Origin of the sequence: Dechloromonas hortensis (genome assembly GCF_009469765.1) — a bacterium.
Classification (GTDB): Bacteria; Pseudomonadota; Gammaproteobacteria; order Burkholderiales; family Rhodocyclaceae; genus Azonexus; species Azonexus hortensis.
On record NZ_SSSQ01000003.1, the window covers coordinates 139,430 to 163,683 of the forward strand.

Consider the following 24,254-nt stretch of genomic DNA (forward strand, 5'->3'; position numbering starts at 1 on the left):
GGCTGGCGTCTCTGCCCGGCGTAGCGAGACGTGGGATACAGCCAATGAAAATCGAGGAAATTTCGTTTCGTGAATGGGTGGCCTGCAAGGTCAGACGACGCAGCATGCCTGCCGAAACCTCAGCGCCGCCTAGCGAAATGCCGCCCGTCAGCGACACGCCTGCACCGGTCAGCGAAACCCAGCACCGGAGAGTGACCCGCCCCGTTCCCTTCAAGGTCCGCCGGGCTGGCGACCGGCGTCTCGATGAAGCGGTCGCCTGGTTTACCGGCAAGGAGCGGCGCCGGATTCCGGAACGGCGGATTCCCGAAGTCGGGGAAACCTCGTTCGCTGAATTCGAACGCTGGAAAAGGCAGCCGGATTAGCCTCGACCCGGGGCATGGCCGCGGCAAAAGATGTGGATCGAAAGGGTTTTGCAGGGTGTTGCGGCGTTGGCCGCCAGCGAAAAAATGAGGCTTGGCATGGCGATGAACGATGATGGCTTGTCCGTCCTGAGTGTCGATCTCGGCGGAGGCGGGCATCTGCCCGGCAGCCTCGATCCAGGGGAAATCCAGTATGTGCTTGGTCGTTGCGAGAAACGGATCCGGCATGTTCTCGAAAATCATGGTGGTCGACTGGTCCGGCAAGCCGGCAACAACCTGACCGCCTTCTTTGGCGATGGCGGCCTGGCTTTGCAGTCGGCCATCGATATCCAGCACCGGGTGGCGGACCTCCCTCGCTATGCCGGCCAACCGCTGGCGGTACGTGTCGGCATCTGCTCCGGGCATCAGACGGCAGAAGCCCGCTTTTTCTCGGGCGATGGGCCGAACCCGGCGGCCAGCCTGGCGGCGCTGGCCGATCCCGAGCATATCCTGCTCAGCCTGCCCCGCCGCCTGAAGCTGTTGCCGCGCCTGCTGCTGGCGGCGGACGGTGGCCTCGACTTGCCGCTCAGTTGCGGCAAACGGCAACTCGGCATCTGCCAGATTGCCTGGCAGGACGGCGACCCGCATGCCGTGCGCAACATGCTCTCCGATATCGGGCGTACGGCGGACTGTTTGTATGTGCACCATCGCGGCATGGCCCAGCATGTGGACGAGCGACAATCCTTCCTGACCGTGGGGCGTCAGCCCGATTCGGACATTGTCCTGAACGACCCCCGCTGTTCGCGAAAGCATGGTCGGATCGAACGCCGTTTTGACCAGTTTTTCTTTGTCGACCGCAGCGCCAACGGTACTTACCTGGTACTCGACGAGCAGATCGAAATCTTTGTCCATAACAAGGAACAGGCGTTGTTCGGCCGGGGTTGCCTCTATCTCGGCGCGCCGTCGTCGGCCCGCGGCGTCGAGTCGATTCAGTTTCAGACCAGTCCGCCTTGAGCGCAGCCCAAGCTGCCCGGTTTGCGGTAAGGGGGTACCTGTAAACCGGAATATCAACGGCATTTCCCGAACGTCACAATCTGGGTATGGCAAGCGATTGCCAACGCCACTTATCTGCCCCGGACTTGTCGCTCGACCAGACGGGGCCGTCGCCATCGGGAGGAAAAAATGAAAAAAGCAGCCATTTTCGTGCTCTCTGGCCTTCTGCTCGCTTCGCTGAGTGGTCTGTCAGGCGCTGCCGAGCGGGTCGATGTCGGGCGAGAGGAATATCGCGAAAACTGTCTCAATTGCCACGGCGAGGCCGGTGACGGCAATGGGCCATATGCCCACCTGCTCAACAAGAGCGCCAGCGACCTGACCAAACTGACCAAGAATAACCAGGGGGTTTTCCCCTTTGCCCGGGTCTATGAAGTGATCGATGGCCGCGAAGTCGTCAAGGGCCACGGCGAGCGTGACATGCCGATCTGGGGCAACGCCTACCGGACCATTGCTGGCGAACGCTTTTTCGAGGTGCCTTACAACCCGGAGGTTTTTGTTCGCAGCCGCATTCTGGCGCTGATCGAATACATCAGCCGCCTGCAGAAATAACTCGTCGTTGGCCTTGTGGGTTTGCACTTTGCCAACCGGAGATTGCCTTGCCCGGGCAGAAAGCCTTGCCGTCCCCACTGCCCGGCGAAAGGGCAGGGGGCCGGCCGATCTTTCAGGGCTGATGAAGGCTTTCGCCAGCCCGTCAGCCTTGCCGCCACCGATGAATCGTCCCCCGCCTGCTGCCTGCCCGGAAAAACTGCCCGCCTGGCTGGACCGCCTGCTTGAGGCGGCGGCCTATCCGCATCCGGTGAGTCAGGTCCAGCACCTTGAAACCCATATCTCGCACGTTTTTCTGACCGGACAGTTTGCCTACAAGATCAAGAAAGCCGTCGATCTCGGCTTTCTCGATTTCAGCAGCCTGGCGCGGCGGCATTTTTTCTGCCAGGAAGAGTTGCGACTGAATCGGCGGTTGGCGCCCAATCTCTATCTGGCGGTCGTGCCGATCGCCGATACGGAAAGCGGTTGCCTGATCGGGAGTTCGGCACCCGCCGTCGACTACGCCGTCAAGATGCTGGAATTTCCGCAGTCGGCGCTACTCGACGACATGCTCGCCCAAGGGGCCGTGACGAAGGCGCAGATCGATGCACTGGCCGACCGGATTGCAGGCTTTCACCAAAACATTCCTCGGGCCGGCAGTGGCGACGACTACGGTACGCCGAGCGCCGTATGGGGCGCTGTCAGCGGGGCAATGACCCGCTTGCGGGAGCAACTCGGCGGGCCGGACGATGCGGCGGCACAGGCCCAACTGTCGGCGATTGAACGTTGGGCACACCATGAATTCGGCCGCCGGCGGGGCCTGCTCGCCGAGCGCAAAAGTAGTGGCTTCATCCGCGAATGCCACGGCGACCTGCATCTCGGCAATATCGCCTGGTGGCCGGACGAGCCGCAGGTATTCGACTGCATCGAGTTCAGCGCCAATCTGCGCTGGATCGACACCCTCGGTGAACTCGCCTTCACCAGCATGGACCTGGCCGCCCATGGCCGGGTGGAATTCGCCTGGCGCTTTCTCAATCGCTGCCTGGAAAGCAGCGGCGATTATGGCGGCCTGCAATTATTGCCTTTCTACGAGGTTTACCGCGCCATCGTGCGCGCCATGGTCGCCCGGATCCGTGCCGCCCAAGGCGGCACTGCTATGGTCGAGTTCGAGCGCTATCTGGCTTATGCGACCCAGGCGACGAGGCCGCGCCGGCGTTTGCTGATCCTGATGCATGGCTTGTCTGGCTCGGGCAAGACGACGGTGGCCCAGGCCATACTCGAAAGCATTGGCGCCATCCGCATCCGCGCCGATATCGAGCGCAAGCGTCTGGCCGGCCTGCCGGCCACGGCCCGGGGCGGCGGCAGCATCGGAGGCGGTATCTATTCGGCGGCGCGCACGCAGGCGACCTACCGGCATCTGGTCCAGTTGGCCCGGCAAATTCTGGCTGCCGGCTTTCCCGTGGTGGTCGATGCAGCCAGCCTGCAGGGCTGGCAGCGGGCCATTTTTCGCAGCCAGGCGCAGGCCATCGGCGTGCCCTTTCGGCTGCTCAGTTGTCGTGCCGACGAGGCGGTACTCGGCCAGCGACTGCAGGCCCGCGCGGCGGCCGATTGCGACGCATCCGATGCCGGCCCGGCCGTGCTGCACCATCAACTGCAGAACAGCGAGCCGCTGAGTCCGGCCGAAGCGCGGGAATGCCTGGTCGTCGATGACCGGGCTGCTTCGCTGGCCGCCGTTCTGCATCAACTTGTCGAGGAGGCAGCTCCATGAAAGCGCCGCGTTACACCCATTTCGATGTCTTCAACGGCGATGCCGATGGCCTCTGCGCCCTGCAGCAGTTGCGTCTCGCCCAGCCCAGGGAGTCGGTGCTGATCACCGGCGTTAAGCGCGATCATGCGCTGCTGCCCCGGGTCAAGGCGCGTCCCGGCGACTCGGTGACGGTGGTCGATCTGCCGGTTGGGGCTAATCGGGAGGCCTTGCTGCAACTGCTCGAAGTCGGCGTCAGCGTTGAATATTTCGACCATCACCACGCCGCCCAGGTGCCGGTGCACGCCTTGCTGCATCTCAAGCTCGACGCGGCGCCCCGGGTGTGCACCAGCCTGCTGGTCGACCGCCACCTGGGCGGGCGTTTCCGCGCCTGGGCCGTGGTTGGCGCCTTTGGCGACAACATGGCGGCGACGGCGGAGGAACTGGCCCGTTCGATCGGCCTCGATCAGCGCAAGACCTATCTCTTCCGGGTACTGGGCGAATGCCTGAATTACAACGCCTATGGCGAAAGCGAAGCCGACCTGACCATTCGGCCGGCCGAACTGCGGAAAATCATGGCGCCTTTCGTCGATCCCTTCAAATTCATGACCGAGGCCGATGCTTTTTTGCGGATCGCCCAGCGCCGTGCCGAGGACCTCGAACTGGCCAACGCTGTCCGGCCGATCCTGCAGACCGAGCGGCTGACCGCCGTCCTCCTGCCGGATGCCGCCTGGGCTCGGCGCGTCATCGGCATATACGCCAATCATCTGGTGAACAGCAAGCCCGGGCGAATTTGTGCCGTGCTGGTCCCCAACGGTCACAGCAAGCTCAGCGTCAGCCTGCGCGTGCCGGAAGGCTACGGCGTGGCGGCCGATCGGCTGGCCCGCCGGCATGGCGGCGATGGTCGGGCCAGTGCTGCCGGGATCAACGATTTGCCGGTCGAGGATGTCACTTTCCTGCTGCGGGATCTGCAATGACGTTGCACACGCTGCGCCCCGGGAATGTCATCGAGCTTCGACCGCCTGTGCCGGAACAGACGCTGCAGGCCGGAGATGCCTTGCTGATCGTCGACGTCCAGAACGATTTTCTGCCCGGCGGCGCCTTGCCGGTAGCGAGCGGGGCGGCGGTGCTGGAGCCGCTCAACGCCTGGATTGCCCGCTTTCGGCAGGCCAGGCTGCCGATCTTCGTGACCCGCGACTGGCACCCGCCGAAACACTGCTCCTTTCAAGCGCAGGGCGGACCCTGGCCGGCGCATTGCATCGCCGATAGCGCCGGGGCGGCCTTTCCGGCACAACTGGCCTTGCCGCCGGCCAGTATCGTGGTCAGCAAGGGCCGCCAGCGCGAGGCTGAAGCCTACTCGGGCTTTGCCGGCAGCGAACTCGACCGGCAATTGCGCGACATGGAGGTCAGTCGGCTTTTTGTCGGCGGCCTGGCGACCGATTATTGCGTTCTGGCGACGGTCAACGATGCCTTGCGGCTGAATTACCGCGTTGTCCTGCTCGGCGATGCGCTGCGGCCGGTCGATGTCAGGGTTGGCGATGGCGAGCGGGCGATTGCCGCGATGTGCGCGGCCGGCGCCCAACTGCTGAAGGGGTGAACATGCCGACCAGTGCGCTGCTCACCGATCTGTACCAACTGACCATGCTGCAGGCCTACTACGAGCGCGGCATGAACGAGAAGGCGGTGTTCGAGTTCTTTGTCCGCCGCTTGCCCGAGCAGCGCAATTTCCTGATTGCCGGCGGCCTGGAGCAGGTGGTCGAATATCTGGAAGAGCTCCACTTCAGCAGCGATGAACTGGACTGGCTGGCCGATTGCGGGCGTTTTCACCAGCGTTTCGTCGGCTCGCTGGCCGGCCTGCACTTCACCGGCGGCATCGATGCCATGCCCGAAGGCACGCCATTTTTTGCCGACGAGCCGATCCTGCGCGTGGTCGCGCCGCTACGCGAGGCGCAGTTGATCGAAACCCGGCTGGTCAACCTGCTGCAATTCCAGAGCATGATCGCCGCCAAGGCGGCGCGCGTCCGGCTCGCCGCGCCGGGCAGCCTGCTCGTCGATTTCGGCCTGCGTCGGGCGCACGGTGCCGAAGCCGGCCTGCTCTCGGCCCGCGCCAGCTATCTCGGCGGCTTCGACGGGACGGCCACGGTCGAGGCCGGCATGCGCTGGGGCGTACCGCTCTTCGGCACGATGGCCCATTCCTTCGTCCAGACTCACGCCAGCGAAAACGCGGCTTTTGCCGATTTCGCCCGCTCCTTTCCGCTGGCCAACACCCTGTTGATCGATACGTACGACAGCGAAGCCGCGGCCCATGGCGTCGTCGCGCTGGCCCGGCAACTGGCGGCGGAGGGGATCGCCATTCAGGGCGTGCGCATCGACAGCGGCAATCTGGGCGAACAGGCCCGCCGCGTGCGGGCCATTCTCGATGCCGGCGGCTTGAGCGGCGTGCGCATTTTTGCCAGCGGCAATCTCGACGAATACGCGGTGCAGGTGCTGGTCGCCAGCGGCACACCGATCTACGGCTTCGGCGTCGGCACCCGGATGAACACCTCGGCCGACCACCCATATCTCGACTGCGCTTACAAATTGCAGGAATACGCCGGTGTGCCCTGTCGCAAGCGGTCGGCTGGCAAGGCGACCTGGCCGGGGCGCAAGCAGGTGTGGCGAAGCTACGACAGCCGGGGGCGCATGCTCGGCGACAGGCTTGGCCTGCTGGCCGAAACTTGTCCCGGCACCCCCTTGCTACAACCGGTAATGCGCGGCGGCCGGCGCGTCGTGCAACTGCCGACGCTCTCTGCCAGCCGGGCGCACGCCCAGGCGCAACTGCTGACCCTGCCGCCCGGCATGTGGCACCTGGGGCCGGCCGAGCTTTATCCGGTCGAGGTCTCCGCCGCCTTGCGCCAACTGGCCGAGGAGGTCGATCGGCGAACGAGTGCCGGTGGTCAGGCGCTTGCCGACGCAGCCGACAATCGGGCACCGGCATGATCTTTCACCAAGGAGATAGTCATGAAACAACAGCCAATCGATAGCGGATTTCATCCCATTCGTCGCGATCAGTTGCGTCAGGAGCGGGAGCACGACAGCTACCGGCAGCCGGGCAAGCCGAGCGAGCCGGCGGCCTGTCCCGAGTGCGGCGCCAGCTTTCATGCCGGCCGCTGGCAGTGGGGTGAAAAACAGGACAATGCAGCCGCGATACTGTGCCCGGCCTGCCAGCGTATTCGCGATGATTTTCCGGCCGGCTTCGTCCATGTCGGCGGTGAATTTTTCGTCGAGCATCGCCTGGAAATACTCAGCCTGATCCAGCATCACACGCAGAAGGAAAGGGCCGAGCACCCGTTGGCCAGGATCATGGCGATCAACGAAGACGGCGGTGAAGGAGGGATCGTCATCACGACGACCGATCTCCATCTCGCCCGGGATATCGGTGATGCCCTGCACAAGGCTTATCACGGCGAACTGGATTTTCACTACAACGAGGCCGAAAAGCTGCTCCGCGTTCATTGGCGCCGCTGATTGGCGATGATGCACGCAATCCCGGCCAGGGAGCGATGCCTGCGGTCGACGGGCAAAAAAAGGCAATTTTCAGCCTGGTCAAATGGCGACGTGCCGCCATCGCCTGTCGGTAGCCGCTGATCGGCATCACGGGGCAGGCGCTGCCTGCTGCAAGCTCTGCAGATAGTCGATCAGGGCGAGGATGCGGCTGCGGATGAAGGCTTCCGGGCTATGGCGGTAATCGTCGTGGTCGGGGATCGCCATCATTGCATAGTAGTTTCCCCAGGCTGTCATCTCGCTCAGGCCATGGGTCCGAAGTTCCGCCCGGCCATCGATTGCGCCATAGACCCGGGCAAGCGGAAACTGGCCGCCGTTGTTGTTGGCCAGCACCGTCAGGTCGGGCATGTCTGCTGTCGGGCGCTCACCACCCTTGCCATCCGGGCCATGGCAGATGGCGCAGTTCGCTGCATATTCCCGTTGGCCAAGATCAAGTGGCGGCTCGGCGTGGACCAGTGCCGGTACGCCGAGCAGGCTGAGCAGGAAAATACTGTTGCGGAGTGCATGGCTCATCATCCGCTTCGCAATTTTTTGCCCAGCCAGGGGCCGAAGCCAGGCTAGCGGCTGCCGAACCAGCCGATCAAGCCCAGCAGTCGGATGGAAAAAGTGTGTCTCAGAAAACCCATGCCCTCGCCAAAAACCGGCCATGCCTGGTGGCCCGGTTGCGGGCGCTCGGCAACTTGCCTGGCGCGGCTCAAACTCGGGTTTGGTCCGCGCTGGCGGTCGGGCACGCCGGTGAAGTCGAAGAGCTGTCTTTTCAGGGGGGCGAGATCACTGCTGTGCTCATCGCGGCTGGCTTCGCGGCACTGTGTCCTGCCTTTGGCGCATTCGCCGTCCGCGTTCTCGGCCGCGAGCAAATCGCCACTGAGCGCAATCAGCGTTGCGCCGAACACGGCGCCGACCAGCTTGCCATTTTGATTCATCTCCAGCGTCTCCTTTAGCTCCGCAGCCCAGCCCTGTTTCGTTGACAGGAGGCCAGGCAGGCTGGCGAGGCCGACAGCCGGACCAGCGTGACTTGCACTGTGCGGGATTTCGGTCTCGGCGGATATTCTCCAGGTACGGTATTTATGCCTACCGCCAAGCGGGTAGTAGCCGACTCGGCAAATTAAGCCTGGTGAGCTAGAGATTGGTGCTCAGTCCGTCGGGCCATAGGGCGCCAGGTCGGCAATATCGCGGATGCCCAGGTCGGCGCTGAAATAGATCTGGTTCTGGCGGACGCTCTGGATGGCTGCCGGCAACTGGCTGGCGATATCCATTTTGCTCACATAGCCAACGGCACCGGCCTTGATCATTTTGGCAACCAGGAAAAGATCGCTATAGGCTGACATGGCGATGATTTTTAGCGCAGGATCGATCGCCAGCAGTTGCGGAATCGTTTCCGTGCAACTCAGACCGGGCATGGTGATGTCGAGGCAAACGACATCCGGCCGGGTTTCTCGGGTGCCTGCGATGACGGTTTCGCCGTCGCGCGCCTCGGCGACGATCGATATGTCGGGGAGAATTTCGAGGCTCATGCGCAGGGCGTGACGGAACAGTGCGTGGTCGTCGGCCAGCAGTATGCGATGTTTCATGTTGGGCTGCGCTCCACGGCCTCGTTGATGATGGCCTGCAAACTTTCCATCGACAGCGGTTTGTAGTGCACCGCGATGCCGCGTCCGCTCATGCTGCGGATGATCGCCGGATCGGTATCACCGGTGATGATGAAGGCGGGCAGGTCTGCCCCGAAGCGGCTTTTTGCCATCTGGATGACATCGTATCCGCTCTCGGTCAGCCCCAGTCGGTAATCGGAAATCAGGATGTCGGGGGCGCTGCCGTTCAGTTGTTCGAACAGCGACTGGCCATCGCTGGCGGTGACAACCTGATGACCGGCACTTTGCAGGGTCAGGGCAAGGGCGCGTAGCACCTGGGGATTGTCATCAACCAGCGCAATCCGCAAATTCCGGTTGCTGCGCACGCTAGGCAAGGCCGGTGCCGATGAGGGCGCATCTCCGTCCGGTAGTTCGATCGCGAACATCGAGCCACGGCCAGGCCGTGAGGTAAGGCGTATCTCCAGACCGAGCAGGGCGGCGATCTTGGCGACGATGGCGAGGCCCAGGCCGCTGCCCCGACTGAGTGGATCGACGCCAAGCTGGGTGAATTCCTCGAAAATCACCCCGGTTTTTTCGGCAGGTATGCCGATCCCAGTATCCCAGACTTCGATCCAGCATCTGCCTTGATGCCTGCGGCAGCCAATTAGCACGCCGCCGTGTCGGGTATAGCGGACGGCGTTGGCGATCAGGTTGCCGAGGATGCGGCGTAACAGTTGCTGGTCGGAACGGACCTGTGCCTTCGAGGGACGCCAGCGCAGGCGCAGGCCCTTCTCCTCAGCTTCGGCGGCATGCAGGGCGACCAGCGAGCCGAGCAGGTCGTCGATGGCATAATCGGACAGCTTGGGTACGACGACGCCCGCTTCCAGCTTGCTGACATCAAGCAGGTCGGTGAGTAGTTCGCTCAGGCTGCCGACGCAATTCTGGATGTTGTCCACCAGGGAAACGCACTCGGTTGGGGCGGTGGCCTTGAGCAGGCCGACATAGAGCGAGAGCGCCGAGAGCGGCTGGCGCAGATCGTGGCTGGCGGCGGCGAGAAAGTTCGACTTGCTGCGATTGGCGGTTTCGGCTTCGGCCTTGGCTGCCAGTAGTTCCATCTCGACTTTTTTGCGGGCGGTGATATCCCGGGCAAAGCCGACGGTGCCGGTGACTTTTCCGTCAACGATGACTGGCGACTTGTAGGTTTCGACCCAGTATTGATGTTCTGGCGGCCCGCTCAGTTCCTCGGTCTGTCGGCTGCAGCCGCTGTCCATGACGGCCTGGTCGTCGGCCCGGTACAGTTCGGCCTGCTCCGGCGTGGTGATGTCGTAATCGTTGCGGCCGACCAGCGAGGCCGGCGACGGCCATTGAAATGCATTGGCAAAAGCCCGGTTGACCGCAAGAAAACGGCTTTGCTCGTCCTTCAGCCAGACCATGAAGGGAAAGTTGTCGAGCAATGCCCGCTGATAGCTTTCCCGCCGCCGCAAGGTTTGCTCGGCCCGTTTCAGTTCGGTGAGGTCGATGTCCACGCAGAACATTTCGGCCTGCTGGCCTGGCACATGGACATAGGCATGGCTGGAAAATACAGCCACCGGCGAACCGTCCTTGCGGAGCAGCGAGAGTTCGCCTGCCGGTATCGGCCGTCCCGTTTCGTAGGTTTTCCGGATCAGGCGGCCGACATGCTCCCGTATGTCGGCAGGCACGATCAGTTCGAGCAGATTGCGCCCGATCGCCTCCTCGGCCGAATAGCCGTAGATGCGTTCGGAGGCCTTGTTCCAGTAATGCGTGGTGCCATCCGGGCCATAGCCCTGAACCGCAACGCAGGGGATCGCTTCCAGCAAGTCGCGAAAGCGTGATTCGCTCGCCTGCAGAAGCATCTTGGCGTTTTCGGCCTGGCTGAGATCCTGCACCGTGCAGATGATCCCGGAAAACTTGCCGTCCTTCTGTCGCGGGGTAAGCCAGCCGCCTTGCAAGGTTTGCCGCCCGGCCGGGGTGACGACCAGGCATTGGTATTTGGTCGCTTTTCCCGAGTCGACCGCAGCCATATAGAAATGACGGAAATTACCGATGGTTTCCTCGCCAAAATCGGTCAGCACGTTTGCACCGACGATCTGTTCCCGGGGAATGCCGGCAATGGCCGCCATGGCCGGATTGGCGTAGATGATCCGGTGCTCATGGTCGGCCACCCAGAGGCCATCCTGCAGGCTGTCGACGATATCCTGATATTGAGCGGGATCCAGATTCTGCATGCGCAATGACTCTCTCTGGCGGTTGACGGGTAGGGAGCGGGGCCTGGCTCAAATTATGACTTGAGTATTCCCCGTTCACAAAGCCCGGGCCGCGTGTTTTTGCGGCTTATTTGCGCTTTGCTGCGGTCGACGATGCTGGCGGCCGGAAATGCGGCCAGAGTGGCTCGCTGGTCAGATGCGAGCCCTTTGATAGAGACCGGTCAATGTGGTCTGGGCAATGACATGCCCCTGCATTGCTTTTTCGAGTGCTGCCTTGCCCGGGGTGTTCAGGTCGGACAAAACGGTGTCGAGGGCATACAGGTGGTGGCAATAGCGATGCTTGCCTTCAGGGGGACAGGGGCCGCCGTAGGTACTGCGTCCCCAGTCGTTTTTCCCCTGCAGGCAGCCGCTTGGCAATTCCCTTTTCGTGATGCCTTCCTTCAGGCTGTGGATGTCGGGCGGAATGTTGTAGAGCAGCCAGTGGGTCCACGGCTTGTGCGGGGCATCCGGGTCGTCCACGATCAAGGCCAGGCTCTTTGTCCCTTCCGGCAGGTGCAGCCAGAGCAGGGGGGGCGACATGTCCCAGCCATCGCAGGTATAGCGCATTGGGATCAGCCCGTTGTCCTTGAATGCTTCAGATACAAGTGTGAATCCCATCACTCGTTCCTTTCATCGTCCTCGGGGGCGGAACAGCACTGACAAGGCGAGCGAAGCAAATTGCCTTGCTTCATTCGTCAATCGACTATCAGTTTATGCATTCACCTTGCGGCCCAAATACTCATTTGGCGGTATTTTGGCTAAGGGTTTTCGTGGCGCGCTTCGTTGATTCCGGTGGTGCCTAGATCGGGTTCGCCGCACAGCTTCAGTATTTCGCAGCGCGCCTGATCGCGCAGGCGGATGGCGGTTCGCCAGTTGTTTCCCGGCGCATCCAGCAAGGGTCCGATTGCGACGCTGAGTGCGCTGTGCCGGGGCAGCCAGCTACCGTCACGCAAGGCAAGTCGCGTACCCTTCAGGCCGGCGGTCTGGATCGGCACGCTGCTCCGGCAGGCGGCGACAAATGCCCCCATGTGAAAAGCCTTGAGACCGGCTTCGCGGCTGAAGGTGCCTTCGGGGAAAATCACCAGATTTTGCCCCCTGTTCAGTGCACTGCTGATCCGCTCGACTTCCTGCATGCTTTTTGCCGTCGAGAAACGGGCCACGAAGACGGTGCCGAGTCCCTGCAGGATGGCGCGAATCAGCGGCTGCCTGGCCAGGTCGTCCTTGGCGACGAAGGCGTAGTGCCGGTTGGCCGGCAGTGCCGCGTAAAGGACCAGGGCATCGAGATAGCTGCAGTGATTGACGAGCAGCAGATGCGTTATCTCCGGCAGTTGCCCGCTGTTGACAGCACGGACCGGCATGCCCGCCAGGTTCAGGAACAGGCGTGTCGCAAGGTGCAGCAGGCGGCATCCGATATCGGGGCTCTGCAGGGCGGCCAGCAGTAAGGCGACGGGCAGCCCGATCAGCCCGAACAGCAGCCAGCACCAGCCCGCGAAGAGCAGGTGGCCGGTGCGGCGGAGGCCCCTGCTCAGCCCATTGCGTAGCAGTGCCGTGCCCAGCCGCAGCCTTTGTTGCCATGCCGCGGCGGGGCGGGTGTTGAGTCGGCCCTGTTCGTAGGCCTGGCGTGAAGCAGCGCGCCGGATCTTGCCGCTCGATGTTTTCAGGATGCTGTTCGGTCGGGTCAGCACGATCGTATCGGGTGGCATGCCGATGATGTCCAGCGCAATCTCGTTGATGCGCTGGCGCAGGGTCGACCGGGCGCTGCTTTCCTCGACCGCCGTTTCGGCGACGACAACCAGGCGTTCTGTTGCATTGCCCGGGTCGGTACTGGCAAAGACGGCGACACAACCTTTGCGGATGCCGGGAATGTTGCCGACGGCCTGTTCCAGTTCGTAGGGGTAGATATTTTGCCCGGCGCGGATGATCAGATCCTTGTCGCGGCCGGTGACGTAGAGTTCGCCGGCGGCGCTGTAGCCCCGGTCACCGGTATCCAGCCAGCCGGCGTTGAACAGCCGGCGGCTGGCTTCTGGATTGCGGTAGTAGCCGGCGGTAGCCGACGGTCCGCGAAACTCGATGCGGCCGATCCGGCGCTCCGGCAGCTCGGCGCCCGTTTCGTCGATGATGCGGATTTCGTGCTCCGCCAACGGTCGACCGCAGGAGGCAATCTGTATTTGCTCGCCAGGGCCGCCCAAGGCCGGTTCGGCCCGCTTTTCGGTGGTAAAGGCGGCACGGTCGATGAGGTCGATCAGCGGTCCACGGCCGGGCGGTGGAAAGCTCAGTCCGACCGAGCACTCGGCCAGGCCATAGACCGGGGTCATCGCTTCGGGCTTGAGGCCGCAGCCGGCAAAGCGTTTGGTAAAGGCTTGCAGCGTGGCCGGGACGACCGGCTCAGCTCCGTTCAAGGCAAGCCGCCAGGATGACAGGTCGAGATCGGCCAGATCAGCATCGGCCAGTTTTCGGGCACACAGTTCGTAGGCGAAATTGGGCGCCGCGGAAATGGTGCCGCGATGGCGCGAGATGGTGTTCAGCCAGCGGGCCGGGCGGGCGAGGAAGGAGAGGGGCGACATCAGGACCAGCAGTAGGCCGAAATAGAGCGAGCCGAACCAGGCGCCGATCAGCCCCATGTCGTGATAGAGCGGCAGCCATGAAACGAAAATGTCCCGACTGCCGACCCCGGTCGCCTGGCCCATGGCGCGCAGGTTGGTCAGCAGGTTGGCATGACTAAGCATCACCCCTTTCGGATCGCCGGTGCTGCCCGAGGTGTATTGCAGAAAAGCGATGTCCTCGGCCTGCGGACGGTAGTGCAGCGGGGTATGCCGGCGGTCGACGTCGGCTGGGGTAAGAATTTCATTGAGGCTGCTCACATCCCGTTGCAGCAAGGCGGCGATACCTTTGGCTTCGGGCACGGTGATCAGGAAGCTGGCCTCGGCATTGGCCAGAATACCGGCATGGCGCTGCAGGTGTTCGCCCAGTTGCGCCAGACGGGCCGGCGGGTAGATCGGCACCGGAATGCCGCCGGCCAGCATGACGCCGAAAAAGCTGCTCAGATATTCTTCCCCGCTCGGCAGCATCAGGGCCACCGTCTGCCGGGGTAGCAGGCCGCGGCCGAGCAGCCCGGCGGCTATGCGCCGCGCCTTGTCGAGCAGCGCGCCATAGGTCAGCGTATGCGTCGATTCGTCCGCCGCGTAGAGCAGGGCATGGGTGCGCTGCGGATGCTTGTCGACGTGCCATTCGAGAACATCGATCAGCGTTTTCGCCTGCGTCGGCAGACCGCTTTCCAGAGTTTCCGGCAAGACATCAAGCGGCTTGCCGGAGAGGGCGCTATCCCGCCGGCCAATTTCTCGCAACAAATCGAGGGGTGTTTCCGCGTCGCTCAGTGCCTGGTCGGAGAAAGTGCTGCCGAACTCGCGGCCGAGACGTAGTAAAAGCTCTGCCCGGGCCAGGCTGTCCAGACCCAGGTCGCGCTCAAGGTGGCTATGGAGCGATACCGGACAGCCGCCGCCAGGGTGCATCTCCTCGACGAGGGCACCGAGCACCCGCAACAATCTGGCAGCGACGGCGCCGGACTCCGCTTCGGCCTGCATCTTGGGCGCGGCAATGTTGGCTGGCCCGGCGCAGCGGCCGGCTAGGAAACGGGGATCGACATGCTTGCTTCCGGCCCGCGCTTGGACAGGCGGACAGTCAGCACGCCATTTTTATAGCTGGCTTCGGCCTTGTCCTCGATCACCGAGCCGGGCAGCGGAATGATGCGCTGGAAGGCACCATAGGCTCGTTCCATGACATGGTAGCAACTGGTTTCGCTGCTCCGTTCCAGTTGTTTTTCACCACTGAGGATCAGCCGATTGCCTTCGATCCGGACCTGGCAGTTTTCCTTGTCCATGCCCGGCACTTCCAGGCGAACGATGAGTTCGTCGCCGTTTTCCTCGACTTCACCAGCCAGCAGGCTCCAGCGCGGGAAGGTCTGGGCAGTGCTGCCAGTCGGCTGAGTGACCTCTTTGCCCCCGGCGAAATGGGTGAGGGCATTGCTGCTCCGGTTGAATATCTCACGCCAGCCATCCGAAAGCAGATCCCAGGCACGGCTGATTTCCTGGCCGATGCTTTTTCCCGTTTCCTTCAAATTGTCCAACATGATGGAACTCCCCAATGAGTGCCAGGCGGACAGGGTTTGTTGCTTTCCCAAGTCCGTGGCGGGTGTTGCTGGATGGTTCGCGACTGATTGCCAAGCCTGCTGCTTTTCTGACCAGAGGGTAGGCAATGCGTTCTTGCTTATTGCATTTTTTCGCTTGGGCGCAGTGCGACAACGGCTACCTTGCTCGCACGATACCCAGCATCAAAATTCTAGTTTCGAGGGCTTGGCGCTGAATACTTGAGGCGCGGTATTTTGCTTAACGGCTTCTGCGTAATTTTGCGTGATTTGCGATAAATCGCTTGATTCCATTATGGTTTTTTTGTCATATGTCCAGGCGCAGAGTTGTTGTCCGTTGGCGAGCAATGGCGCGGCAGGCCCTGTTCTGCACAACGTCAGTTTTTCGGAGGTGCCATGGCGAATTCATTCATTCCCGCCGAAATTGCAGTGGCGAATGCGGCTTTGAGATCTGTCTAGGTAACTGGGCAATGAAGAACGCTGGCGAATGGAATGTCGAGCGCCTGCTCGACGAAATTCGCGACGAGGTGTGCGCCACATCGGACTACACCGGTCGTGCCAAGCTCGCCGAGCGGGTCATCGAGGCGATACGCCAGGTGCCGCGCCATGCGTTTGTTCCGGAGGACTGGCAGTCCGGCGCCTACTGCAATTCACCCCTGCCGATCGGGCATGCCCAGACCATCTCCCAACCCTATGTCGTGGCCTTGATGACTGACCTGATTCAGCCCTGCGCTGACGACGAGGTTCTCGAAGTCGGGACGGGCTCCGGCTATCAGGCGGCGGTGCTGGCCTCGCTGGTCAAGCAGGTCTACTCGCTGGAAATCATCGAGGCGCTTGCCACGACAGCCCGTGAGCGCCTGCAGCGACTGGGTTACGCCAACGTGAAAGTGCAGGCCGGCAACGGCTGCTTCGGCTGGCCCGAACACGCGCCTTACGATGCCGTGCTCGTCACCGCCGCCGCGCCGCAGATACCGCAGGCCCTGATCGAACAACTCAAGCCCGGGGGCCGCCTGGTGATGCCGGTCGGCGACCGCTATTCCGGTCAGGAGCTACGCCTGCTCAAGAAAGACGAGCGCGGACGGCTTGAGCAACGCAGCGTCTTGCCGGTCCGTTTCGTTCCCTTGATCGGGACGGCGCAGTGCTCATCGATATAGTCATTACGCATTTCGATAAGAGACTGATTTAAATTAATTTTCTGCGCGGTCGGCGAATGGTCGGCTGGGGATTTACCTTGTGACAGGTACTCAAAATACACATCCGCCCGTATATCGAGCACCGGCTTGAGGCGATAGATTGCGATCGAGGCATCGCTAATTGCTCGATCTTGCCTTTCTGGCTTAGGCGTTTTACAGATCAGAGGAGGCATCATGCGGCATTCCTTTTTCTCGTGCACTGCTTGGGTATTTTCGGCATTGATGGTCGCCGAGGCTTCTTCCGCCCAAGACATCGATAAAAAAACGGATTCCCAGACCTCCTGCTATTCGAAGGTCTCGCGTGATACGCGGGTAAAACGCGATCGGGAGATGCAGGAATCGAGTCTGGCCTCGAGCGGAAAATCGTCGGCTGGCGAAAAGGGGCAGACGTCAGGCAATTGCGAACAGGCGGATCAGCGCATGGAGTTCCTCATATTGTTATTGCAGATCATGCGGGGGCCGAAATAACCCCGTAACGTAACTTTCAGGAGAAATGTCATGGCCAATGAAACCAAGCAAGATGTCGCAGTTGTCGCCAAGCCTCGGACCGAGGTCGCCGAATCTCGCCCGTTGTCCATGTTCAGTCCGGTTGAAGAGGTGGAACGCCTGTTCGACCGACTGATGCCTCGTGGCTGGCTGGCACCGACTGCCTGGAACTGGCCGATGTGGGGGGCCTTCGATGAAATGCTGCAAAACGTTCGCGTGCCGCAAATGGATGTCATCGACCGTGATAAGGACATCCTGATTCGGGTCGAGCTTCCTGGCGTCGAAAAGAAGGATCTTGAAGTCTCGGTCAGCGATAGCACGCTGGTGATCAAGGGCAAGGTCAGCCGCGAGGTCAAGGAGCAGAAAAAGGATTTTTTCCGCAGCGAAATCGCCCAAGGGAATTTCTCGCGGAGTCTGTCCATTCCCGCCGGTGTGGAAAGCTCGAAAATCGGTGCCAATCTCAAGGATGGAATCCTTGAAGTCATCCTGCCCAAGGAGGAAAGTGCCCAGCGTCGAACCGTCGAGGTCAAATAGCCGCTCGACCAAGCGACAGGCGGAGCCAGACATTGTGATCAGGATAGATGCAGCAAGGGGGACCGGTGGCGGCTTGCTGCTGCGTGGCGCCCTGACTTTGTCGGTCCTGACCGGGCAGGCGGTGCGCCTGACGCATATTCGTGCCAGGCGCACCAGTCCGGGATTGAAATTGCAGCACCTGCGTTTGATCGACGTGCTGGCCCGCATCAGCGGGGCGGCAGTCGATGGCGCGGTGCTCGGCGCACAGAGCTTGTCTTTCGAGCCGCGACGGGCCTTGTCGCATGAGCCGGTCATCGATATCGACACCCCCGGTTCACTGACCCTACTGTTGCAAAGCCTGTTGCTGCCGCTCAGTTTTTCACCCCTGCCAACGCGCCTGCGGCTGGTCGGCGTGACCCACGCCCCTCGTAGTCCAGCCTTCGAGAATATCGACTGGCAATGGCTGCCCTTGCTCCGCCAGGCGGGCTATCGCGCGCAGATTGCGCTGGAAAGAGCCGGGTTTGCGCCGAAAGGCGGCGGCGTCATGCAGGTGTCCATCCAGCCGGTTGGCGCCATCGAGCCCTTGCATCTTGTCGAGCGTGGCCGCTTGTTGCGTATCTCGGGCTGTTCGCTGGTTGCCTGCCTCGATCCGGCCGTGGCGGCGCGCCAGCGCCTGCAGTTGATATCGCGTCTGCAGGGCTTGAACGTCCCCATCGAGATCACCTCAGGTGCCGTGTCGGCGCCTCTGCCTGGCGCATTCATCGTCCTGCTGGCCGAGTTCGAGCATAGCAAGCAGTCCTTTTTCACACCGGGTGAATTGGGGCATCCGCCCGATGCCGTGGCCAACAAGGCGGCTGATTCCCTGATCAGTCATCTGCATTGCGAGGAGGGGGCACTCGACTCGCACCTGGCCAGTCAGTTGCTGCTGCCCCTGAGCTTTGCCAGTGGCGAATCGGCGCTGACGACTTCCTGCGTCAACGAGCAGATACTGCTCACCGCTGATTTGATCAATGAGTTTTTGCCGGCGACGATCAGTATCGATGCTCAGCAGGGCAAGCCCGGGAAAATGCTGGTGCGGGGAAACGGCGCTCCGCAAACGTTTGCCCCCAAAACCGATCTCGGCTTCGTCGGCATGCCACAGATTCCTTTCGATCGCGTATTTCAGGGCAGCGCACTCGGCATCTAAGCAGCCTTTTCCTGCCCCCGGCAACCAGAATGGCTTTTATCGATTAATGCCGGGTTGCCTGCTCGTTAGTGCAATAAGCGCTGTTCAAGCGTTTGCCTGCGGTCAACAGCGCAGCCAGCCGTTGTTTGGCTGCGCTCCCCTCGAATTCTTCCTTGTGGAAAAAGTGGAAGCCATGGCCACCGTTCGCTTTTGCCTTGTACATCGCGAAATCGGCCCGCATCATCAGGCTTTCGCTATCTGTCCCATCCTCAGGGAAGATATTGGCGCCAAGGCTGGCGAGAATGGGTATTCGCTTGTGTCCGAGATGGATGCCCTGCTCAAGCGATTGCACTATCTTTTTGAGAACGTTCTCGATGTCTTCGCGACGATGGATGTCGAGCAGGATCAAGGCAAATTCATCGCCCCCCAGGCGCGCCACAGTGTCTTCGTCGCGAACGCAGGCCTTGAGTTGGGTGGCAGTGGTCCGTAGCACCTCGTCGCCGACGGCATGACCGTAGGTGTCGTTGATTTCCTTGAAGCTGTCGAGGTCCAGGTAAACCAGGGAGAAGTTTTCACCCCGGCGCGAGGCACGGGAGAATGCCTGTTTGAGCCGATCCTCCAACAGATGGCGATTCGGCAAACCAGTCAGAGCATCGTGATAGGCCTCGTGGTGAAGGCGTAGCAGGGTGGTTCGCAGCGATTCGCTGAGACAGTGGCTGGTCGAGACAAAATGGGTGATCTGCCCGGATTTGTCGATAAAGGGCCGAATGTTCTTGTCTTCATGAAAAATCTCGCCATTTTTTCGCCGATTGACGAATACGGCCTGGAACTCATTGCCAGCCAATAGCGTGTGCCACATCCTGCTGTAAAACTCCGGGGTGTGCAGTCCGGATTTCATCAGGCTGGCCGGCTGGCCAACGGCTTCGTCCTTGCTATAACCGGTGGCCTGTTCGAAGGCATCATTGACGGCCTGGATGATTCCTGTGGTGTCGGTAATCATCACGACATCCGTTTTATTTTGGGCACTCTCGATCAGGCGTTCAAATTCGCCGTTCGGGATGGACTGTTCGCTGCCCGGAAGCAGTTGGAGCAAGATGAGCGGAGTGTTGTCGATACTCAGTTTGTTCAGTGAAACTGCCAGGGGAATACGTTCGCCGTTCGGCGAATGGCCCTTGAATTTGAGCAGTTCACCTCTGTTTCCCCAGAAATCGGCGAATGCCAGGTTGTAGCCCGGGGTCAGCGTTTTCAGGGGCAGGCCCGGGATCAGCGAGGCGACATCGCGCCCCTCCAGTTCGCGCTGGCTGCACTTGAACATCTGACCCATTGCCGGCGTGCTGAAACTGATAATGCCGTATTTGTCGAGAACCGCCATCGGACCCTCGATGGCCCGTACTTTCGAGACAGGGTTGCCTTCCGGCTGTGGCGGCAACTGCTCCATCGCCATCGAAAAGGCGGTGGCGTCGTAATGTGCATCCATTTTCGGGCTCCCGATTCAGGCAAAGACTCCGCGGAGTTCTGCCGGGACGAATCTCTTCTATGGAGCAACTTTATCGCCGGCAATGGGTAGCCGAAATACCCGCAAGCCCATATTTCCGTTACGCGGATACTTGTAATTCGGGGGGCGTCCGGATGGGCAGGATTCAGGAAGAGGTCAGGCCGTTACGTATTGCATATTTGGTCAGTTCGGCAATGCTGTGCAATTCGAGTTTACGCATGATATTGCGGCGATGGACTTCGACCGTGCTGGTCGCAATATGCAGACGCTTGCCGATTTCCGGCGAGGTATGGCCCTCGGCCAGCAGTTGCAGGACTTCGCGTTCGCGTTTGCCAAGCCGTTCGCTGGAATAGGGTTCCGTTGGATTCTTTGCTCGCACACTATCGACCAGGACTGCCGATGCGTCGGGACAGAGATAGGTGCGGCCGAGGGCAACGGCACGAATGCCGCGCAGCAACTCGTCGCGCCCGGCTGACTTGACGATGTAGCCGCGCGCGCCGGCATCGAGCATTTGCAGCACGATGCGGCGGTCGGAATAGGTCGACAGCGCAATGATTTTGATCTCCGGCTGCTCGGCAATAAGCTCGCGGGCAGCTTCGATGCCACCCATGACCGGCATGCCAATATCCATCAGGATAATGTCCGGACGCAACTTGCGGGCAAGTTCTATCGCTTCCGCTCCATCATTTGCCTCGCCGACCAGCGCGAAGTCGTGCTCGCGCTCCAGAATCCCTTTCAACGCCTCACGGAGTATTTTGTGATCGTCCGCCAGCATCACTCGAATTGCCATTTTTTACCCCCTCATGTTCGCGTTCGTGTTTTTCCGGGAAGACAATCGATATTGTTGTTCCGTATCCCGGCATGGTATCCACTGTCATTTCTCCACCAATGAATTCGATGCGCTCCCTAACGCTCATCAGCCCGAAACCGCTGTCACCGGATGGTTTGTTCATGGCCTCCTGGTAGTTGAAGCCTTGTCCCTGGTCGGTGACCGATACTGAAATACGACCATCGTCGGTCGGGTGGCAAAAGACCTGGGCCACATTCGTATTGGCGTGCTTGGCGACATTGATCAGCAATTCGCGAATTGCCCGGAAGATGGTGGTTCGGGCCGGTTCGTGGAGAGCCGGCAGTTCACCATAGTGATCGATATGGACGGCCAGGCCGTAAAGGCGCTCCATTTCCTCAGCCAGCCATTCCAGCGCCGGAACCAGTCCGAGTGTTTGCAGAATCGGCGGACTCAATTGCAGCATCAGGGAGCGGACCGAGCGATTGGCCTGGTCGACCAGTTGTTCGATATCTTTCAACGAAGCCTTGAGCGCGCCACGCCGCTCTGAGCCTTCGACTGACGAGAGCTTGATCTTGACGATGGCAAGTACCTGGCCGAGATCGTCGTGCAGATCGCGCGCCAGCAAGCGCCGCTCGCGTTCTTCGGTCAAGGTCAATTCGGCGGTCAGGGTGCGCAGTTGCGCTGTACGTTCGCGCACGCGCTCCTCCAGCGAGTTGGCCATGGCCCTTAAGGCGCTGGCAGCGGCCTGGGCAGACTGCTTGGCTTCGGTAATGTCCGTGTAGGTAATAACGACGCCATTGATGTGATGATTGTCGGTGCGATAGGGGACAATGCGGCGCAGATACCAGTGATTGTCCTGCGAGATTAGCTCGCGCTGCTTCAAGCTCAAAGTCTGGAGGGCGATGTCGGCGTCTTCAACCAGATTCGCTCCCAGGCCTGCCGTCGAAAAATCGCTGATCGGGCGGCCGATGTCGCCGGCAATCATGTTGCCGATCCCTTTCATGTTGGGGGTGAACCAGCGAATGTTGTGCTCTCGATCAAGGCAGATCGTGGCAATTTCACAACTGTCGAGCAAGTTACGCATATCGGTATTGCTGCCTTCCAGCTCCTGAACTTTGGCTTGAAGTTGCTGGTTCACCGTGACCAGCTCTTCGTTCAGCGATTGCAGTTCTTCCTTTGAACTCTCCAGTTCCTCATTGATCGATTGCAGTTCTTCGTTGATCGAAACGATTTCCTCATTGGAGACTTTCAACTCCTCATTCGAGGTCTCCAGCCGCTCGATGGAGTTCTGCAAGTCATCCTTGGTGGCACGCAATTCTTCTTCAAGTTGGCGAAGCTGCGGACTCTCGCCGTCCTTACTCTCGGCCACTGTGATGTCCTCAAACACCACCATGAACAGTGCTTCTCCATTGTGGCTGCCTGTGGCGGGAAGGATGCTGAAGCGAACCGGGTGGTAGGTGTTTCGGCGTTTGACCCGGGCATCATCGATAAAAACCGCACTACCGCTCGAAATGGCCCGACGCAGTGCGACGCGCAAATGCGAGCGCAGACCTTCGCGTGCCTGGGCAAGCAGGTCGTTGGTTGGAATTCCGCGCGGCATTTGCAGATAGTTTTCTGTCGGGCCGGAGAAATACAGGATTTCAAAGTTCGGGTTGGTAAGTACTGCCGCCGGCGAGAAAAAATCCAGCATCATCTGCTGGCAAAGGCTGGCCAGTTGAGGAGCGGGCGGCGAAGCATTCGCCGCTTCTCCATGCTGCGGAAATTCAAGCGGCACTATTGGCTTGCTGGCATTGTGGATCGGCAGTTGAAGATCGGCCGGACGGTAGGTTCCGGTATGACGATAGATGCGCCACTTCTTTGAGATGGGCGTGAAGATGTTTGATAGCTTGCCGATGGTTTCCGCGCTGCCGAGAAAAAGGTAGCCATTTGGCTGCAACGCAAAATTGAACAGCGAGAAAATTTTTTGCTGAATCTCGGCTTCGAAATAGATCAGCATGTTGCGACAACAGATGATGTCTACGCGGGAAAAGGGTGGGTCGCTCATCACGTTCTGGGCGCCGAAAATGATGACTTCGCGCAGTGGTTTGGCGACCTGGAAGTGATAGCTGTCAGTGCTTTCGACAAAGTAGCGTTGCATGTATTCGCTACTTATCTGGGTAGCCACACCCAAAGGGTAGCTGGCGTTTCGTCCAAGTTGCAGGGCAGCTTCATTGGCGTCTGTGGCAAAGACAGCCAGAGGGCAGTTCTTTCCGGTTTCGCGCAGTTGCTCAAGGATCAGGATGGCGATCGTATAGGCTTCTTCGCCGGTTGAGCAGCCGGGAACCCAGACCCGGATCGTTTCGCCTGGTTTCTTGCTGGCCACCAGAGGGGCAATGGCCTCGTCTTTGAGTATTTGCCATGCTTCGGGGTCGCGAAAGAATTCGGTAACCCCAATCAGCATATCCTTGAACAAGGCATCTGCTTCTGCCGGGTGAGTCGCCAGCAGCGCGGCGTACTCGATAAGGCTGTGTATCGAGGCCAGTCCCATGCGGCGCCAGATTCGCCGTATCAAGGTGTTGCGTTTGTAGCCGACGAAGTTGTAGCCGCTACGGCTTTGGATCATGTCGAGTATCTTGTCGATACCCACCTGCTCTTGCTCATTCTCCAGACTGTTCTGAGGCTCGGCGGCATATTCGTGGCGCGAATAGCGGACAAGTGCATTCGGCATCTGGACAACCGGCAGTACGAAATTGACCAGCCCGGTAGCAATGGCGCTGCGCGGCATGCTGTCGAACTGCGCGCTGCCCGGTGTCTGGGCGAGAATGAGGCCACCATTTGCCTCGATACTTTTCAAGCCAAGCGAGCCATCGCTTCCGCTACCGGAAAGGATGATCCCGATCGCACGTTCGTGCTGGTCATTGCCCAGCGAGGCAAAGAAGTGGTCGATGGGGAGGCGTGGGCCCTTGTGGTCGGGTGGTGGGGTGAGACAGAGTTGTCCATCGGAAATCGATGGGTAGCAATTGGGCGGGATCGTGTAGATGCAGTTGGGTTCGAGGCGCATGCCATCTTCCGCAGCCACTGTTCTGATCGTCGTGTGCTTGCCGATGATCTCCGCTGCCAGGCTCTTTTGCGTTGGGTAGAGATGCTGAATGACCACGAAGGCGATATTGCTGTCAGTGGGCATTGCCTCGAAAAATTCGCAGACCGCCTCCAAGCCACCAGCTGACGCACCAATGCCGGCAATGCAGAATCCTGCGGTCGACTGCTCCAGAAGGCCAATTTCCGAAAGGGGTTTGTTACCTGAGTCGGCTGATTCCGGCTGCGGATCCTCAGTGTCTCTTTGCCGCTCATCCAGCCTTGATGTGATTTTTGCCAAACCAGTATCCCTTCCAATCGGTCAGCAACGCCTGTCAGGCACGCCAGCTTCTGATCGGTAAATTCTAATTAGCTGATTATC

The 24,254-nt window shown here is 60.7% G+C and carries 22 protein-coding genes; 12 read left to right on the forward strand and 10 right to left on the reverse strand.

The features are described from left to right. The first annotated feature begins 44 nt into the window (after window positions 1-44). The 8 genes from GH663_RS07100 to GH663_RS07135 all read left to right on the forward strand — a co-directional run bounded on the left by GH663_RS07100 (window position 45) and on the right by GH663_RS07135 (window position 7,167). Window positions 45-362: a hypothetical protein gene (locus GH663_RS07100; RefSeq protein ID WP_153130953.1), complete on the forward strand. Its 318-nt coding sequence runs from the start codon at window positions 45-47 to the stop codon at window positions 360-362. Between the two features lie 96 nt (window positions 363-458). Continuing rightward, window positions 459-1,352, forward strand: a complete 894-nt coding sequence (locus GH663_RS07105) for an FHA domain-containing protein (protein ID WP_170291358.1) — start codon at window positions 459-461, stop codon at window positions 1,350-1,352. A gap of 168 nt (window positions 1,353-1,520) precedes the next feature. Further along, entirely contained in the window at window positions 1,521-1,940 is a 420-nt protein-coding gene (locus GH663_RS07110; RefSeq protein ID WP_153130955.1) for a c-type cytochrome, read from the forward strand. 160 nt (window positions 1,941-2,100) lie between these two features. Then, complete coding sequence (locus tag GH663_RS07115; RefSeq protein WP_170291359.1) at window positions 2,101-3,684, forward strand: bifunctional aminoglycoside phosphotransferase/ATP-binding protein; 1,584 nt, start codon at window positions 2,101-2,103, stop codon at window positions 3,682-3,684. Continuing rightward, window positions 3,681-4,637 (forward strand): DHH family phosphoesterase, encoded by a 957-nt coding sequence (locus GH663_RS07120; protein ID WP_153130957.1) that lies wholly within the window; start codon window positions 3,681-3,683, stop codon window positions 4,635-4,637. Before GH663_RS07115 ends, GH663_RS07120 begins: the two co-directional genes overlap by 4 nt. Continuing rightward, a complete protein-coding gene (locus tag GH663_RS07125; RefSeq protein WP_153130958.1) occupies window positions 4,634-5,257 on the forward strand; it encodes an isochorismatase family protein in 624 nt (207 codons plus the stop codon). Before GH663_RS07120 ends, GH663_RS07125 begins: the two co-directional genes overlap by 4 nt. A 2-nt stretch (window positions 5,258-5,259) precedes the next feature. Next, window positions 5,260-6,639, forward strand: a complete 1,380-nt coding sequence (locus GH663_RS07130) for a nicotinate phosphoribosyltransferase (protein WP_153130959.1) — start codon at window positions 5,260-5,262, stop codon at window positions 6,637-6,639. A gap of 21 nt (window positions 6,640-6,660) precedes the next feature. Next, window positions 6,661-7,167 carry a BCAM0308 family protein gene (locus GH663_RS07135; protein WP_153130960.1) on the forward strand — a complete coding sequence of 169 codons (507 nt, stop codon included), beginning with the start codon at window positions 6,661-6,663 and terminating at the stop codon, window positions 7,165-7,167. A 126-nt stretch (window positions 7,168-7,293) separates the two neighbouring features. Here the strand turns inward: GH663_RS07135 and GH663_RS07140 are convergent, their stop codons facing one another. From GH663_RS07140 to GH663_RS07170, 7 genes are all read right to left on the reverse strand, one after another. Further along, window positions 7,294-7,716: a c-type cytochrome gene (locus GH663_RS07140; protein ID WP_170291360.1), complete on the reverse strand. Its 423-nt coding sequence runs from the start codon at window positions 7,714-7,716 to the stop codon at window positions 7,294-7,296. 44 nt (window positions 7,717-7,760) lie between these two features. Continuing rightward, complete coding sequence (locus GH663_RS07145) at window positions 7,761-8,126, reverse strand: hypothetical protein (RefSeq protein ID WP_153130962.1); 366 nt, start codon at window positions 8,124-8,126, stop codon at window positions 7,761-7,763. Between the two features lie 210 nt (window positions 8,127-8,336). Next, window positions 8,337-8,774, reverse strand: coding sequence for a response regulator (locus GH663_RS07150; protein WP_153130963.1), 438 nt, complete (start codon window positions 8,772-8,774; stop codon window positions 8,337-8,339). After that, on the reverse strand, window positions 8,771-11,017 hold the full coding sequence (locus GH663_RS07155) for a PAS domain-containing sensor histidine kinase (protein WP_153130964.1): 2,247 nt from the start codon (window positions 11,015-11,017) through the stop codon (window positions 8,771-8,773). Before GH663_RS07155 ends, GH663_RS07150 begins: the two co-directional genes overlap by 4 nt. A gap of 171 nt (window positions 11,018-11,188) precedes the next feature. Further along, the gene (locus GH663_RS07160; protein WP_153130965.1) at window positions 11,189-11,653 is read right to left on the reverse strand and encodes a YbhB/YbcL family Raf kinase inhibitor-like protein; all 465 of its coding nucleotides are present in this window, start codon (window positions 11,651-11,653) and stop codon (window positions 11,189-11,191) included. Window positions 11,654-11,793: 140 nt separating this feature from the next. Continuing rightward, window positions 11,794-14,616, reverse strand: coding sequence for an AMP-binding protein (locus tag GH663_RS07165; protein WP_153130966.1), 2,823 nt, complete (start codon window positions 14,614-14,616; stop codon window positions 11,794-11,796). A gap of 41 nt (window positions 14,617-14,657) precedes the next feature. Further along, complete coding sequence (locus GH663_RS07170; protein ID WP_153130967.1) at window positions 14,658-15,161, reverse strand: Hsp20/alpha crystallin family protein; 504 nt, start codon at window positions 15,159-15,161, stop codon at window positions 14,658-14,660. Window positions 15,162-15,646: 485 nt separating this feature from the next. Here GH663_RS07170 and GH663_RS07175 point away from each other — a divergent pair, with 485 nt between their 5' ends. From GH663_RS07175 to rtcA, 4 genes are all read left to right on the forward strand, one after another. Beyond that, a complete protein-coding gene (locus GH663_RS07175) occupies window positions 15,647-16,330 on the forward strand; it encodes a protein-L-isoaspartate(D-aspartate) O-methyltransferase (protein WP_153130968.1) in 684 nt (227 codons plus the stop codon). Window positions 16,331-16,543: 213 nt separating this feature from the next. Next, on the forward strand, window positions 16,544-16,837 hold the full coding sequence (locus tag GH663_RS07180; protein ID WP_153130969.1) for a hypothetical protein: 294 nt from the start codon (window positions 16,544-16,546) through the stop codon (window positions 16,835-16,837). A 30-nt stretch (window positions 16,838-16,867) separates the two neighbouring features. After that, the gene (locus GH663_RS07185) at window positions 16,868-17,389 is read left to right on the forward strand and encodes an Hsp20/alpha crystallin family protein (protein WP_153130970.1); all 522 of its coding nucleotides are present in this window, start codon (window positions 16,868-16,870) and stop codon (window positions 17,387-17,389) included. Window positions 17,390-17,423: 34 nt separating this feature from the next. After that, window positions 17,424-18,554 (forward strand): RNA 3'-terminal phosphate cyclase, encoded by a 1,131-nt coding sequence (rtcA, locus tag GH663_RS07190; protein ID WP_170291361.1) that lies wholly within the window; start codon window positions 17,424-17,426, stop codon window positions 18,552-18,554. 43 nt (window positions 18,555-18,597) lie between these two features. On the opposite strand, the gene GH663_RS07195 is transcribed toward rtcA, so the two are convergent. The 3 genes from GH663_RS07195 to GH663_RS07205 all read right to left on the reverse strand — a co-directional run bounded on the left by GH663_RS07195 (window position 18,598) and on the right by GH663_RS07205 (window position 24,173). After that, window positions 18,598-20,010, reverse strand: a complete 1,413-nt coding sequence (locus tag GH663_RS07195; RefSeq protein WP_153130972.1) for a sensor domain-containing diguanylate cyclase — start codon at window positions 20,008-20,010, stop codon at window positions 18,598-18,600. Window positions 20,011-20,173: 163 nt separating this feature from the next. Beyond that, entirely contained in the window at window positions 20,174-20,818 is a 645-nt protein-coding gene (locus tag GH663_RS07200; protein WP_153130973.1) for a response regulator, read from the reverse strand. Beyond that, entirely contained in the window at window positions 20,772-24,173 is a 3,402-nt protein-coding gene (locus tag GH663_RS07205; RefSeq protein ID WP_153130974.1) for a chemotaxis protein CheB, read from the reverse strand. The genes GH663_RS07200 and GH663_RS07205 overlap by 47 nt, the downstream gene beginning before the upstream one ends. Between the last annotated feature and the right edge of the window lie 81 nt (window positions 24,174-24,254).

Bases quoted from the DNA above. Each gene is read 5' to 3' on its own strand.
- GH663_RS07100 (WP_153130953.1), top strand. From the start codon at position 45: ATGAAAATCGAGGAAATTTCGTTTCGTGAATGGGTGGCCTGCAAGGTC.
- GH663_RS07105 (WP_170291358.1), top strand. From the start codon at position 459: ATGGCGATGAACGATGATGGCTTGTCCGTCCTGAGTGTCGATCTCGGC.
- GH663_RS07110 (WP_153130955.1), top strand. From the start codon at position 1,521: ATGAAAAAAGCAGCCATTTTCGTGCTCTCTGGCCTTCTGCTCGCTTCG.
- GH663_RS07115 (WP_170291359.1), top strand. From the start codon at position 2,101: ATGAATCGTCCCCCGCCTGCTGCCTGCCCGGAAAAACTGCCCGCCTGG.
- GH663_RS07120 (WP_153130957.1), top strand. From the start codon at position 3,681: ATGAAAGCGCCGCGTTACACCCATTTCGATGTCTTCAACGGCGATGCC.
- GH663_RS07125 (WP_153130958.1), top strand. From the start codon at position 4,634: ATGACGTTGCACACGCTGCGCCCCGGGAATGTCATCGAGCTTCGACCG.
- GH663_RS07130 (WP_153130959.1), top strand. From the start codon at position 5,260: ATGCCGACCAGTGCGCTGCTCACCGATCTGTACCAACTGACCATGCTG.
- GH663_RS07135 (WP_153130960.1), top strand. From the start codon at position 6,661: ATGAAACAACAGCCAATCGATAGCGGATTTCATCCCATTCGTCGCGAT.
- GH663_RS07140 (WP_170291360.1), bottom strand. From the start codon at position 7,716: ATGAGCCATGCACTCCGCAACAGTATTTTCCTGCTCAGCCTGCTCGGC.
- GH663_RS07145 (WP_153130962.1), bottom strand. From the start codon at position 8,126: ATGAATCAAAATGGCAAGCTGGTCGGCGCCGTGTTCGGCGCAACGCTG.
- GH663_RS07150 (WP_153130963.1), bottom strand. From the start codon at position 8,774: ATGAAACATCGCATACTGCTGGCCGACGACCACGCACTGTTCCGTCAC.
- GH663_RS07155 (WP_153130964.1), bottom strand. From the start codon at position 11,017: ATGCAGAATCTGGATCCCGCTCAATATCAGGATATCGTCGACAGCCTG.
- GH663_RS07160 (WP_153130965.1), bottom strand. From the start codon at position 11,653: ATGGGATTCACACTTGTATCTGAAGCATTCAAGGACAACGGGCTGATC.
- GH663_RS07165 (WP_153130966.1), bottom strand. From the start codon at position 14,616: ATGCAGGCCGAAGCGGAGTCCGGCGCCGTCGCTGCCAGATTGTTGCGG.
- GH663_RS07170 (WP_153130967.1), bottom strand. From the start codon at position 15,161: ATGTTGGACAATTTGAAGGAAACGGGAAAAAGCATCGGCCAGGAAATC.
- GH663_RS07175 (WP_153130968.1), top strand. From the start codon at position 15,647: ATGAAGAACGCTGGCGAATGGAATGTCGAGCGCCTGCTCGACGAAATT.
- GH663_RS07180 (WP_153130969.1), top strand. From the start codon at position 16,544: ATGCGGCATTCCTTTTTCTCGTGCACTGCTTGGGTATTTTCGGCATTG.
- GH663_RS07185 (WP_153130970.1), top strand. From the start codon at position 16,868: ATGGCCAATGAAACCAAGCAAGATGTCGCAGTTGTCGCCAAGCCTCGG.
- GH663_RS07195 (WP_153130972.1), bottom strand. From the start codon at position 20,010: ATGGATGCACATTACGACGCCACCGCCTTTTCGATGGCGATGGAGCAG.
- GH663_RS07200 (WP_153130973.1), bottom strand. From the start codon at position 20,818: ATGGCAATTCGAGTGATGCTGGCGGACGATCACAAAATACTCCGTGAG.